General features: G+C 71.3%; 12 protein-coding genes and 2 pseudogenes. 9 read left to right on the top strand and 5 right to left on the bottom strand.

What is annotated here, in order from left to right:
- From AWZ10_RS03450 to AWZ10_RS55025, 3 genes and pseudogenes are all read left to right on the top strand, one after another.
- Positions 1–274 (top strand): annotated as a pseudogene (locus AWZ10_RS03450) (hypothetical protein); the annotation flags it as partial.
- A gap of 44 nt (positions 275–318) precedes the next feature.
- Complete coding sequence (locus tag AWZ10_RS03445; RefSeq protein ID WP_060890398.1) at positions 319–738, top strand: ankyrin repeat domain-containing protein; 420 nt, start codon at positions 319–321, stop codon at positions 736–738.
- Complete coding sequence (locus AWZ10_RS55025; RefSeq protein ID WP_267893515.1) at positions 738–863, top strand: hypothetical protein; 126 nt, start codon at positions 738–740, stop codon at positions 861–863. Before AWZ10_RS03445 ends, AWZ10_RS55025 begins: the two co-directional genes overlap by 1 nt.
- A gap of 4 nt (positions 864–867) precedes the next feature.
- Here AWZ10_RS55025 and AWZ10_RS03440 read toward each other — a convergent pair whose 3' ends face one another.
- On the bottom strand, positions 868–1,875 hold the full coding sequence (locus AWZ10_RS03440) for a LacI family DNA-binding transcriptional regulator (protein ID WP_046704245.1): 1,008 nt from the start codon (positions 1,873–1,875) through the stop codon (positions 868–870).
- Between the two features lie 156 nt (positions 1,876–2,031).
- Between AWZ10_RS03440 and AWZ10_RS47185 the strand changes: the two are divergent.
- Positions 2,032–2,271 (top strand): annotated as a pseudogene (locus AWZ10_RS47185) (Gfo/Idh/MocA family oxidoreductase); the annotation flags it as partial.
- Between the two features lie 211 nt (positions 2,272–2,482).
- Here AWZ10_RS47185 and AWZ10_RS03435 read toward each other — a convergent pair.
- The 4 genes from AWZ10_RS03435 to iolC form a co-directional block, all read right to left on the bottom strand.
- A complete protein-coding gene (locus AWZ10_RS03435; RefSeq protein ID WP_046704246.1) occupies positions 2,483–3,253 on the bottom strand; it encodes a GntR family transcriptional regulator in 771 nt (256 codons plus the stop codon).
- Between the two features lie 171 nt (positions 3,254–3,424).
- Entirely contained in the window at positions 3,425–5,302 is a 1,878-nt protein-coding gene (iolD, locus tag AWZ10_RS03430) for a 3D-(3,5/4)-trihydroxycyclohexane-1,2-dione acylhydrolase (decyclizing) (RefSeq protein ID WP_060890396.1), read from the bottom strand.
- 82 nt (positions 5,303–5,384) lie between these two features.
- A complete protein-coding gene (locus tag AWZ10_RS03425) occupies positions 5,385–6,263 on the bottom strand; it encodes a Cgl0159 family (beta/alpha)8-fold protein (RefSeq protein ID WP_060890395.1) in 879 nt (292 codons plus the stop codon).
- Between the two features lie 350 nt (positions 6,264–6,613).
- Complete coding sequence (gene iolC / locus AWZ10_RS03420) at positions 6,614–7,570, bottom strand: 5-dehydro-2-deoxygluconokinase (RefSeq protein ID WP_060890394.1); 957 nt, start codon at positions 7,568–7,570, stop codon at positions 6,614–6,616.
- Between the two features lie 332 nt (positions 7,571–7,902).
- On the opposite strand from iolC, the gene AWZ10_RS03415 reads away from it, so the two are divergent.
- From AWZ10_RS03415 to AWZ10_RS03395, 5 genes are all read left to right on the top strand, one after another.
- Positions 7,903–8,922 (top strand): sugar ABC transporter substrate-binding protein, encoded by a 1,020-nt coding sequence (locus AWZ10_RS03415; RefSeq protein ID WP_046706799.1) that lies wholly within the window; start codon positions 7,903–7,905, stop codon positions 8,920–8,922.
- Between the two features lie 5 nt (positions 8,923–8,927).
- On the top strand, positions 8,928–10,004 hold the full coding sequence (locus AWZ10_RS03410; protein WP_046706798.1) for an ABC transporter permease: 1,077 nt from the start codon (positions 8,928–8,930) through the stop codon (positions 10,002–10,004).
- 8 nt (positions 10,005–10,012) lie between these two features.
- Positions 10,013–10,972 (top strand): ATP-binding cassette domain-containing protein, encoded by a 960-nt coding sequence (locus AWZ10_RS03405; RefSeq protein ID WP_244172380.1) that lies wholly within the window; start codon positions 10,013–10,015, stop codon positions 10,970–10,972.
- A 336-nt stretch (positions 10,973–11,308) separates the two neighbouring features.
- The gene (fxsA, locus tag AWZ10_RS03400; protein WP_063649857.1) at positions 11,309–11,464 is read left to right on the top strand and encodes an FxSxx-COOH cyclophane-containing RiPP peptide; all 156 of its coding nucleotides are present in this window, start codon (positions 11,309–11,311) and stop codon (positions 11,462–11,464) included.
- Positions 11,465–11,497: 33 nt separating this feature from the next.
- The coding region (locus AWZ10_RS03395; RefSeq protein ID WP_159058205.1) for an FxsB family cyclophane-forming radical SAM/SPASM peptide maturase at positions 11,498–13,026 on the top strand (1,529 nt) is incomplete at its 3' end.

Below are 13,026 nucleotides of genomic sequence, written 5' to 3'. Positions count from 1 at the left end.
CGCGCGTCCCGAGTCGGTCGGCGACTGGCCCGCGGCGGTGCGGGGAGCGGCCCGCGACGCGGTGCGTGATCCGGGCGGCAGCGGACTGGTCGTCCTGGCCGTGGCGACGGCGGTGCTCAGCGCGTGGATGCTGCTGCCGCTCGCCTTCCTCGTACCGGGGCTGCTGGCGCTGGCTCTCACCGCCGTCGACGTACGCGCCGGTGACGTGGGCGCTGTCGACGCGGGCGCTGTCGACGTACCCGGAAAAGAGGTCGCCCCGCATCAGGGTGTGTGATGGGCTGGCGCCTTCGGAATGTCCTCGGGAGGGTGAACGGCGCGGTGAACAGGCGACAGCGCAAGAAGCGGTCCAAGCGGCTGGTGCTGGCCGCGATGATCGGTGACACCGCCTGTGTCGACGCGCTGCTGCGCGCCGGAGCACCAGCGGAGACGATCGACGCCGAGGGGACGACGCCCCTGTACGCGGCATCCGTCCACGGCGCGGCCGACACGGTTCGCCGACTGCTCGCGGCCGGGGCCTCGCCCGACACCGAGAGCGGACACGGCACGGAAGGCACGCCGTTGTGCGGCGCCGCGTGCTGGGGGCACACCGAAACCGTGCGCGAACTCCTCGCCCACGGTGCCGACCCGAACCTCCGCGAGGACCACGGCACGGGCCGCTCCCCGCTCGACTGGGCGGCGGGCGGCCCCCACCCGGAGACGACGGCCCTGCTGCTCGCCGCGGGGGCCCGTCCTTCCTAGTGCCACGCACGGCGCGGCTGTTCGACGCGCTCACCAGGCCCCAGCGGCGGCAGCTGCGGGACATCGGGCGGCGCATCTGGCAGACCGTCGCGCCGGACGACCACGGCCTGCTGCCGCCGAGCTGACGCCTCAGTGGTGGCCGGCCGGCGGGCCCGTCGTGCCGCGGACCTCCAGGGTCGGGGTGGTCAGGACGACCTTGGCGGCGCGTGCCGGGTCGGCGATGCGGTCGAGGAGGCACTGGGCGGCGGTGCGGCCGACGTCGCGGCTGGCGTTGTCCACGGTGGTGAGCCAGAGATGGCGCAGGCGTGAGACGTAGGTGTTGTCGTAGCCCACGAGGGACAGCTCGCGCGGCACCTTCAGACCCAGCTCCTCGGCGGCCGAGAGGGCACCCACGCAGGCCATGTCGTTGAACGCCACGATGGCGGTGGGGCGTTCGGGGGCGCCGAGCAGCCGCACCGTGGCGCGGTAGCCACCCTCCTCCGTCAGATCGCCCCGCTCGACGGACGCCAGGTCGCCCAGCCCGTGCTCGCGCATCACCGTCTCGAAGCTGCGGCGGCGCAGCGCGCCGACCACGCCGTCCCCCGCGATGTGCGCGATACGCCGGTGCCCGAGGCCGATGAGGTGCTCGGTGGCGAGGCGGGCGCCGTGCTGGTCGTCGCCCGCGACGACGTCCACATGGGGGAGCGTGGGCTCGCGGGCGCCCGCGACCACGGTCGGGATGAGCCCGGCCGCCATGCGCAGGGCCTCGGACGGCGGCAGGGTACCGACCGCGATCAGCCCGTCGACCCGCAGCTCGGTGAAGGTGCGGGTGAGGTCCTCGCCGAGCCGCCGGTTGAGATGGCCGTCGGCCAGCAGCATGCGCAGACCGTTGTCGTGCAGGCGGGAGTTGAGGCCGTCCAGCAGCTCGACGAACCAGGGGTTGCGCATGTCGTTGAGGAGGACGCCGACCGTGCGGGTGCGGCGCTCGCTCAGGCTGCGCGCGGCGGCGTTCGTCCGGTAGCCCAGCTGGTCCACGGCCGCCAGTACCGCCTCCCGCTTCTCGGGGCGCACCTGCTCGGAGCCGCGCAGCACCAGGGAGACCAGTGACTTCGACACGCCGGCCCGCTCGGCGACATCGCGGATCGTCGGAGGTCTCATGGCGTGGACCGTTCCATAGCCGTAGCGCGGTTGTCAAAGGGGTTGCCAGCGGTGAAGACGGCCCCGCATGGTGAGCGGCGCACGGTTTGGAACGGTCCAAAACGCGGTTTCGGAGGTTCCGGTGAAGGTCCGAGGAGGGTCCGGGAAAGGGCGGTCATGGTGAGTGCGCTCGGTGTCGCCGTCGTGGGGTTCGGCTGGATGGGACGGATGCACACCCAGGCGTACGCCCGGGTGCCCCACCACTTCCCGCAGTTGCCCCTGCGCCCCGAGCTGATCACCGTCGTCGAGGAGGTGCCCGGACGCGCCGAGGAGGCGGCCCGGCAGTTCGGGTTCGCCTCGACCGCCCGGGACTGGCGCGAGGTGGTCGCCGACCCGCGGATCCAGGCGCCTGCGCTCCGTCGCCGAGGGCACCCCGCACGGCGCCACCCTGGCCGACGCCGTGCACGGCGCCACCGCGCTGGACGCGATGAGCCGCTCCGCCGAGTCGGGGCGTGGGGTGGACCTCTGAGCCCTTGGACCGGTCCGGTCCGGGCCCCTGAAGTGCCCGGGAGTCGCCCCTGGCCCGGCGCCGGTCCCAGGCGTCAGTTGCAGGCGCCGGTCGCAGGCGTCAATTGCGCACGAGGAGCTGGAAGTCGAAGGAGTAGCGCGAGGCCCGGTAGACATGGGTGCCGTACTCGACCGCGCGCCCGGTGTCGTCGTACGCCGTGCGCTGCATGGTGAGGAGTGCGGCGCCCTCCGGCTCGCCGAGGCGCTCGGCCTCGTCGGGGGTGGCGATGCGGGCGCCGACGCTCTGGTGGGCGCTGTGCAGGGTGATGCCGGCGTTGCGCATCATGCGGTACAGACCCGTCGACTCCAGCCGCTCGGTGTCGAGGACCAGCAGCCCGGCCGGGACGAAGTTGGACAGGAACGCCACCGGCTGGCCGTGGGTGAGGCGCAGCCGCTCGAAGAGGTGCACCTCGGCGCCCTCGGCGATGCCCAGGGCGGCCGCGACCTCGGCGGAGGCCTGCCGGATCTCACTCAGCAGCACCTTGGTCGTGGGCTGCTGGCCGGCCGCCTCCAGGTCGTCGTACAGGCTGCTCAGCTCCAGCGGCCGTTTGACCTGGCTGTGCACCACCTGCGTGCCGACGCCCCGGCGGCGTACGAGCAGGCCCTTGTCGACGAGCGACTGGATGGCCTGCCGGACGGTCGGCCGGGACAGGCCGAGCCGGCCCGCGAGCTCGATCTCGTTGCCCAACAGGCTGCCCGGGCCGAGCGCACCGTGTTCGATGGCCGACTCCAGCTGCCTGGCCAGCTGGTAGTACAGCGGCACCGGGCTGCTCCGGTCGACGCTGAGGCCGAGACTCCCTGTACTCCCCGTAGTCGCGCTGGTCACGCCCATGAGGGTATCCGTCCGTCCGGATGACAGGAACCCCTGTCATCGCATTGTCGTTACATGATCCGGGGGGATTGGCCGGGGGCGGCCACTGCCAGGCCCGGGAAAGGCTCCCGTCGGGGCTGGCCGTGGCCATTGGGGGCCCCGGAGAGGCACCCGGAAACCGCCGGGGACCGGTCAGAGGTGGCGGCGCCGGTCGGCCACCTCGCGGTCGTACGTCGCGCGCGCCTCGACGGCCGCAGGGCGGGAGGCGGTCTCCGCTACCGGGACGTCCCACCAGGCCTCGGCCGGGGGCGCGGTGGGCGCCGGGTCGGTCTCGACGTACACACAGGTCGGCCGGTCCGAGGCACGGGCCGTCGCGAGCGCGTCGCGCAGTTCCCGCACCGTCTTGGCGCGGATGACGTCCATGCCGAGGCTGGCCGCGTTGGCCGCCAGGTCCACCGGGAGCGGGGCCCCGGAGAAGGTGCCGTCGGCTGCGCGGTAGCGGTAGGCGGTGCCGAAGCGCTCGCCGCCCACCGACTCGGAGAGACCGCCGATGGAGGCGTACCCGTGGTTCTGGATGAGGACCAGGTTGACCGGCAGGCCCTCCTGGACCGCCGTCACGATCTCGGTGGGCATCATCAGATACGTGCCGTCCCCGACCAGCGACCAGACGGCCGTGCCGGGCGCCGCCTGCTGGACACCGATCCCGGCGGGGATCTCGTAGCCCATGCACGAGTAGCCGTATTCGAGGTGGTACTGGCGGGGGCTGCGGGCCCGCCACAGCTTGTGCAGGTCACCGGGGAGCGAGCCGGCCGCGTTGATGACGACGTCCTCGTCGCCGACGACCGAGTCCAGGGCGCCGAGCACCTGGGTCTGGGTGGGTACGGCGTGCTCGTCGGCGGCGGTGTAGGCGGCCTGGACGACCTGCTCCCAGTGCTCCTTGCCCGCCCGGTACTCGGCCTCGTACGCCTCGTCCACCCGGTGGCCGTCCAGCGCCTCGGTGAGCGCCGTGAGACCGGCCCGCGCGTCGCAGACCACCGTCCGGGCGGCCAGCTTGTGGGCGTCGAAGGCGGCGATGTTGAGGTTGACGAAACGGACGTCCGGGGTCTGGAAGAGGGTGTTCGAGGCGGTGGTGAAGTCGGTGTAGCGGGTGCCGACTCCGACGATCAGGTCGGCGGTGCGGGCGAGGTCGTCGCAGACCGCGGTGCCGGTGTGGCCGATGCCGCCGAGGTCGCCCGGATGGTCGAACCGCAGGGACCCCTTGCCGGCCTGGGTGGACGCCACCGGGATGCCCGTGGCGTCGACCAGCGCCTTCAGCGCCTCCTCGGCCTCGCTGTGGTGGATGCCGCCGCCGGCGACGAGGAGCGGACGCCGAGCGGCGCGGATCGCCCGGACCGCCTCCGCAAGCTCCACCGGGTCCGGCACGGGACGCCGTACGCGCCACACGCGCTCGGCGAAGAACTCCTCCGGCCAGTCGTACGCCTCCGCCTGGACGTCCTGTGGCAGGGCGAGGGTGACGGCGCCGGTGTCGGCCGGGTCGGCGAGGACCCGCATCGCGTTCAGGGCGGCCGGGATCAGGGCCTCGGGGCGGGTGATCCGGTCGAAGTAGCGGGAGACCGGGCGCAGGGTGTCGTTGACCGAGACGTCGGCCTCGGTGGGGTGCTCCAGCTGCTGGAGCAGCGGGTCGGCGGTGCGGGTCGCGAAGTAGTCGCCGGGGAGGAGGAGCACCGGCAGGCGGTTGATCGTGGCCAGGGCGGCGCCGGTGACCAGGTTGGTGGCGCCGGGGCCGATGGAGGTGGTGACCGCCTGTGCGGAGAGGCGGTTCAGCTGGCGGGCGTAGCCGACGGCGGCGTGCACCATGGACTGCTCGTTACGGCCCTGGTGGAACGGCATCGTCTCCTCGCCGGCCTCCAGCAGGGCCTGACCGAGCCCCGCGACATTGCCGTGGCCGAAGATGCCCCAGGTCCCGGCGATCAGCCGATGGCGCACCCCGTCGCGCTCGGTGTACTGCGCGGACAGGAACCGCACCAGCGCCTGGGCGACGGTCAGACGGCGGGTGGGGGACTGGGGCATCGGGACCTCACTGGGACGAAGACGTTCGCGGGTGACGGGGTGGGTGATGTTCGCGGGTTACGGGTTCGGTGACGTCCGGGCTTCAGAGCAGCCCGACCGCGGTGTCGACCGCGGTCTCCACGCTGCCCTCGGCGGGGTAGAGCAGTGAGCGGCCGACGACCAGGCCCTGGACGGTGGGCAGGCGCAGTGCCCTGCGCCACCTCTCGTAGGCGCCCTCCTGATCCCTGCCCACTTCGCCGCCGAGCAGCACGGTCGGGAGGGTGGCGGTCTCCAGGACCTCGGCCATGGCGTCGGGGTCGTCGGTGACGGGCAGCTTGAGCCAGGTGTAGGCGGAGGTGCCGCCGAGCCCGGCCGCGATGGCGATGGAACGCGTGACGGCCTCGGCACTCAGGTCGTTGCGGACCGTCCCGTCCACGCGGCGGGAGACGAACGGCTCGACGAACAGCGGCAGCCGGCGCGCCGCCATGTCGTCGACCGCCCTGGCCGTGGAGTACAGCGTCCGCAGGGAGCCGGGGTCGTCGTGGTCGATGCGCAGCAGCAGTTTGCCCGCGTCGAAGCGGAGCCGCTCGATGTCCTCCGGGCGGTGGCCGGTGAAGCGGTCGTCCATCTCGAACGAGGCGCCGGCGAGCCCGCCGCGGTTCAGGGAGCCGATGACGACCTTGTCCTCCAGGACGCCCAGGAGCAGCAGGTCCTCCAGGATGTCGGCGGTGGCGAGCACGCCGTCGACGCCGGGGCGGCCCAGCGCCACACAGAGCCGTTCGAGGAGATCGGCCCGGTTCGCCATGGCGAGCGGACGGTCGCCGACGCCGAGTGCTCCGCGGGCGGGGTGGTCGGCGGCGACGATCATCAGGCGGCCGGTGTCGCCGATCAGGGGGCGTCGGACCCGCCGGGCCGCGGCTTCGGAGACGGCCTCGGGGTGGCGGGCGCGGACGCTCACGAGGTCGGGGATGCGGATGGTCAAGTGGGGCTCCGTTCCAGGGGCTGGGCCCCTTTGACCCCTGGGGCGGCTGAGAGTTCGGGGGTGCGGGTGGTGTGGCGGGTGCGGGTCCGGTGGGGGCTGGTCGCGCAGTTCCCCGCGCCCCTGAAAAGCAGGGGCTGCGCCCCGTGCTCTTCGGCCCGCAGGTCCGCCGTCTTCCAGGCCCACGGGGCCTGGGGTTTCAGGGGCGCCGGGCCTGGGGTTTCAGGCCGCGGGGCCTGGGCTTTCAGGGGCGCGGGGCCTGGGCTTTCAGGGCTGCGGGGCCTGAGCTTTGAGGGGCGCGGGGAACTGCGCGACCGCCCCCATCCACCCGCGGACGGAGGCGAACCGCATGGTCATCCGCCCGTCAACAGCTCCTCGACCTCCCCCTGCGTCGGCATCGCGGAGGAACAGGCCAGCCGGGACGCGACGATCGCCCCGGCGGCGTTCGCGTGGCGCATGATCCGCTCCAGGTCCCAGCCGCGCAGCAGCCCGTGGCAGAGGGAGCCGCCGAACGCGTCGCCCGCGCCGAGCCCGTTGACGACCTCCACCGGTACCGGAGGCACCTCGGCGACCGTGCCGTCTCGGTGGACGGCGAGGACACCCTTGGGGCCCTGCTTGACGACGGCCAGCTCCACACCCGCTTCCAGCAGCGCCTCGGCACACGCCCGCGGTTCGCGGACACCCGTGGCGACCTCGCACTCGTCGAGGTTGCCGACGGCCACAGTGGCGTGCCGCAGGGCCTCGGCGTAGTAGGGGCGGGCCGCCTCGGGATCCGTCCAGAACATCGGGCGCCAGTCGAGGTCGAAGACCGTGATGCCGGACCTGCCGCGGGCCTTGAGCGCGGCGAGCGTGGCCGAGCGGCTGGGTTCCTCGCTCAGACCGGTGCCGGTGATCCAGAGGATGCGGGCCGCGCGGAGGGCGAAGCAGTCCAGCTCGTCGGTGCGGATCTCCAGGTCGGGGGCCTTGGGGCGGCGGTAGAAGTACAGCGGGAAGTCGTCCGGCGGGAAGATCTCGCAGAACGTGACCGGCGTCGGGTACTCCGCCACCGGAGCGACGAACCGGTCGTCGACACCGAACTCCTTGAGTGCCTCGTGCAGAAACGTGCCGAAGGGGTCGTCGCCGGTCCGGGTGATCACGGCGGTGGTGTTGCCCAGCCGCGCGGCGGCCACCGCGACGTTGGCGGCGGATCCGCCGAGGAACTTTCCGAAGGACTCGACGCGCGCGAGTGGGACGCCGGTCTGCAACGGATAGAGATCGATTCCGATACGGCCCATCGTGATCAGATCGAAGGATTCGGCGGACTCGGGCATGCGCGTCGCTCCTCGGGCGGGGGATGCGGGCCACCGGAGGCCCGCGGCGCGCGGGGATGCGAGCACTCGGGTCCGGATGTATCCCAGGTGTAGGACCCGAAGCGACCCTCTGTCAAGACTTTGTACTGACATCCTGACCTGCTTGTGAAATGATGTCTTAACAAAGTCTTGACAGGGGGCCCCGCCAGGGGTTTGTATCCCGTCCCAACGAAACAGCGCAGTCGGCCTACCGGCACAATGATCCGGACTTCGAAAGTCCGGGTCCGCGCGGGCGATCCGCCCGACGCTGTCCCGTTCCCTTTCCCCCTGTCGCACAGTGAGGTGCAGGAAAGATGGACCGCACGTTTCACTCCCGCTCACGCAGAGTGGCCCCCTTCTTCGCCATGGCCGCGGCGTCCGCGCTGCTCATAGCCGGCTGCTCCAGCGGTTCCGGAGGCAAGGAGTCCGAGGAGAGCGCGGCGGACGCCTCCGCGGGCAAGGCCGACACCCCCCGGATGAAGGTCGCGCTGGTCACCCACCAGGCCCCCGGCGACACCTTCTGGGACATCGTCCGCAAGGGCGCCCAGGCGGCGGCCGACAAGGACAACATCGAGCTCATCTACTCGGCGGACCCGAACGCCGGCACCCAGTCCAACCTGGTGCAGAACGCGATCGACCAGAAGGTCGACGGCATCGCCATCACCCTCGCCAAGCCCGACGCGATGAAGGACGTCGTGGCCAAGGCGACGAAGGCGGGTATCCCCGTCGTCGGCCTCAACTCCGGCCTGAGCGACTGGCAGAACCTCGGTCTGATGTCCTTCTTCGGGCAGGACGAGAGCGTGGCGGGCGAGGCGTTCGGCAAGCGGCTCAACGACGTCGGCGCCAAGAAGGCCGTCTGCGTCGTGCAGGAGCAGGGCAACGTCGGCCTGGAGCAGCGCTGCGCCGGTGTGGAGAAGACCTTCGAGGGCGACACCGAGATCCTCAACGTCACGGGCACCGACATGCCGTCCGTGAAGTCGACCATCACCGCCAAGCTCAAGCAGGACACCGCCATCGACTACGTGGTCGCCCTCGGTGCCCCCTACGCCCTGACCGCGGTCCAGTCGGTCGCGGACGCCGGCAGCAAGGCGAAGATCGCCACCTTCGACCTGAACAAGGAGCTGACGGACTCGATCAAGAGCGGTGACATCGAGTTCGCGGTGGACCAGCAGCCGTACCTGCAGGGCTACCTGGCGGTGGACTCGCTGTGGCTCTACAAGAACAACGGCAACTACAGCGGCGGTGGCGAGGAGGCGGTGCTGACCGGCCCCGCATTCGTCGACAAGAAGAACGTCGACACGATCGCCAAGTTCGCCGCGAAGGGCACCCGGTGATCTGAATGACCCAAGCAACGGCACCGGCGGCGAGTTCCTCGCCGCCGGCTCCGCCGGCCGGCACGCAGAAGGACGGGCGCACGGTACAGCGCTCGCTCGGGCGTCGGCTGATGGCCCGCCCCGAGGTCGGCGCGCTGATCGCCGCGATCGGCGTGTACGTGTTCTTCTTCTCGGTGGCCCCGTCCTTCCGTGAGGCCAGTTCGCTGGCGACGGTGCTCTACCAGGCCTCCGTCATGGGCATCATGGCGATCCCGGTGGCCCTGCTGATGATCGGCGGGGAGTTCGACCTGTCCGCCGGTGTCGCGGTCACCACCTCCGCGCTGACCGCCGCGATCATCAGCTTCCAGCTGACGGTGAACGTGTGGACCGGTGTCTTCGTCGCGCTGATCATGTCGTTGGCGGTGGGAGCGTTCAACGGCTGGCTGCTGATCAGGACCGGGCTGCCCAGCTTCCTCGTCACGCTCGGGTCGTTCCTGATCCTGCAGGGCTCGAACCTGGCGGTCACGAAGATCTTCACCGGCAATGTCGCGTCCGACTCCATCAGCGACATGGACGGCTTCGACCAGGCCAAGAGCGTCTTCGCCTCCGAGATCTCCATCGGCGGCGTCGACGTCAAGATCACGGTCTTCTACTGGCTGGCGTTCGCGGCGATCGCCACCTGGCTGCTGCTGCGCACCAAGTTCGGCAACTGGATCTTCGCCGTCGGCGGCAACAAGGACTCCGCCCGCGCGGTCGGTGTGCCGGTCAACTTCACGAAGGTCGCCCTGTTCATGGGCGTCGGAGTGGGTGCCTGGTTCGTCGGTATGCACCTGCTGTTCTCGTTCAACACGGTGCAGTCCGGCGAGGGCGTGGGCAACGAGTTCCTGTACATCATCGCCGCGGTGATCGGCGGCTGTCTGCTGACGGGCGGTTACGGCTCGGCCGTGGGCCCGGTGATCGGTGCCTTCATCTTCGGCATGGTCTCCCAGGGCATCGTCTACGCCAACTGGAACCCCGACTGGTTCAAGGCCTTCCTCGGCGTGATGCTCCTGATCGCCGCCCTCGTCAACTTGTGGGTCCGCAGCCAAGCGACCCGGAGGTGAACCACCCCATGACCAACACCAACGGATCAACGGCCGACGGTGAGCCCGCGAAGGACGCCGGCGACGCCGGCGACGCCGAGCAGGACGTCGTCCAGGACGCGGCGGTGCCCGGCCAGGACACGCCGATCGTCGAACTGCGCGACGCGGGCAAGTCCTACGGCAACATCCGCGCCCTGCACGGCGTGAACCTCACCGTCCACCCCGGCCGGGTCACCTGTGTGCTCGGCGACAACGGCGCCGGCAAGTCCACCCTCATCAAGATCGTCTCCGGCCTGCACCAGCACACCGAGGGCGAGTTCGTCATCGACGGCAGGCCCGTTCGCTTCTCCACCCCGCGCGAGGCCCTCGACGCCGGCATCGCCACCGTCTACCAGGACCTGGCCACCGTGCCCCTGATGCCGGTGTGGCGCAACTTCTTCCTCGGCTCGGAGATGACCAAGGGCCCCTGGCCGGTCCGCCGACTCGACATCGAGAAGATGAAGAAGACCGCGGATGCGGAACTGCGGAACATGGGCATCGTCCTGGACGACCTCGACCAGCCCATCGGCACCCTCTCCGGCGGCCAGCGCCAATGTGTCGCCATCGCCCGCGCCGTCTACTTCGGCGCCCGCGTCCTCATCCTGGACGAGCCCACTGCCGCCCTCGGCGTCAAACAGTCCGGCGTGGTCCTCAAATACATCGCCGCCGCCCGCGACCGCGGCCTCGGCGTCATCTTCATCACCCACAACCCCCACCACGCCTACATGGTCGGCGACCACTTCAGCGTCCTGCGCCTGGGAACCCTCGAACTCTCCGCCGCCCGCGACCAGGTCAGCCTCGAAGAACTCACCAACCACATGGCCGGCGGCACCGAACTCGCCGCCCTCAAACACGAACTCGCCCAAGTACGCGGCGTCGAAGTCGACGAACTCCCCGAAGCCGAAGACCTCACCGCATCCGTGGTCACCTCGAAGGACGGGGCCGCGTAACACCGGCGGCCGCTCCCCGCGAGCGGCTCACGCCGCCGACGACGGCCGGGTCGTCAGGACGACTCTCCTGGCACGACGGCCCCTTCGACCGAAGGGGCGTCCAGGAGGGGCATCCTGACGACCCCGGCCGTTGGCGCCGACCGTGCTCAAGGCGACGGATCCGTCGCCGGTCACTGCGGCTCAACAGCCCGGCACCTGCGTATCAGCGCTTGCCGCCACGGTGTTCGACGGTGTCTCTTTGACGCACGGACTTGGCTGGCGATGGCCTTGCCGTTCGGTTACCGGGCCGTCACCATGAGGTGTGCCGCCCGGAGCCGTACGCTCGAGGAGACGCCTATGGACAGGTACGAGCAGCCCTTCGCCACGAGCGTCGTCAGGGACCTGCACGACACCTCACTGGATGAGGTGCCGGAGTCCGCTCAGGAGTCGGCCATGGCAAGGACGCTCGCAGGTGGCGGAGAGCCGGTGGCCGCCTTCCAGTCCTCGCTCTGACCGGCCTGGCCGGAACGACGAGGGATCGTATCGGTGACGGTGGCGGCGCGGCCCTTCCGCCAGTTCGTGATCAAGGTGCACAGCCGCTGCGATCTGGCCTGTGACCACTGCTACGTCTACCAGCACGCCGACCAGAGCTGGCGCGGGCGTCCGGGGACGATGTCCGAGCAGACGTTCCGTCGTACGGCCGACCGGATCGCCGAGCATGCCACCGCCCACCGGCTCACCCGTGTCCATGTCGTGCTGCACGGCGGCGAACCCCTGCTCGCCGGACGCGAACGGCTGCGTGGCTTCGCCCGCGCACTGCGCTCGGCGCTGCACGGCGTGGCCGAACTCGATCTGCGCATGCAGACCAACGGGCTCCGACTGGACGACGAGTTCTGCGCGATGCTCGTCGACGAGTCCATCGTCACCAGCATCTCGCTCGACGGGGACGAGGCGTCCAACGACCGCCACCGGATCAGACGGGACGGCTCCGGCTCCTACCGGGACGTGGTGCGCGCGGTGCGCCTCCTGGGCGCACCGGCCCACCGCAGCGCCTTCGGCGGGCTGCTCTGCACGATCGACGTCGAGAACGACCCCGTGGAGGTCTACCGGGCGCTGGCCGAACTCCGCCCGCCCGCCATCGACTTCCTGCTGCCGCACGCCACCTGGGAGTACCCGCCGCCCCGCCCCGGCGGACGGACCGGCTCCGAATACGCCGACTGGCTGATCGCGGTGCACAAGCAGTGGACCGCGGACGGCATGCCGATGCGCATCCGGATGTTCGAGTCGATCAGTCGGCTGAGCCGCGGCCGAGGCAGCCTGACCGAGGCACTGGGGCTGGGCAGTTCGGACCTGCTCGTGGTGGAGACCGACGGCGCCGTCGAGCAGGCGGACTGGTTGAAGACGGCCTATCCGGGAGCCCCCGCGACCGGCATGCACATCGCCACCCACCGCCTGGAGGAGGCCGCCGAACACCGGGGCATCCAGGCCCGCCGCGCCGGACTGGACGGGCTGAGCGCGCAGTGCCGCGCCTGCCCCGTCGTGTCGGTCTGCGGCGGCGGCCTCTACGGGCACCGCCACCGTGCGTCCAACGGTTTCGACAACCCCTCCGTCTACTGCGCGGACCTGCTGAAGACCATCGAGTACGTCCAGGCCACGGAACGCAACGACGCCGACGTCCGCCACGGCTGGCACGGCCTGTCCTGGACCCACTTCGACGAACTGGCCGCCGGACACGGCAGTACGGCGGCCGTCCGGTCGCTGGCCGCGGCACAGAACAGCCAGCGTCGGGCGCTGCTGGCGGCGGCGCACCGCGCGGACACATCGGGCCCGGGTTCCGACCCCGGGCTGGGGGCAGGTACGGCCACGGGGCCGCGTCCGGATCCGGGGTTCGATCCGGGGATCGGCGGCTCGGCGGATTCGGCACCCGGCTGGGAGGCGGTCCTCGCCCTGCCCGCCGCCGCACTGGACGTGCTGCTGGCCGACCCCTATCTACGCGTGTGGGCCCTCGCCTGCGGCCAGTCGGTGCGCCGACGGGCCGAGGGCCATCCGGCCGAGGCCGCGCTGTCGTCCGTCGC

Origin of the sequence: Streptomyces europaeiscabiei (assembly GCF_001550375.1) — a bacterium.
Taxonomy (GTDB): Bacteria; Actinomycetota; Actinomycetes; order Streptomycetales; family Streptomycetaceae; genus Streptomyces; species Streptomyces europaeiscabiei.
The sequence above is the reverse complement of the archived record's forward strand: the minus strand, read 5'-3'. Positions and strand labels throughout refer to the sequence as shown.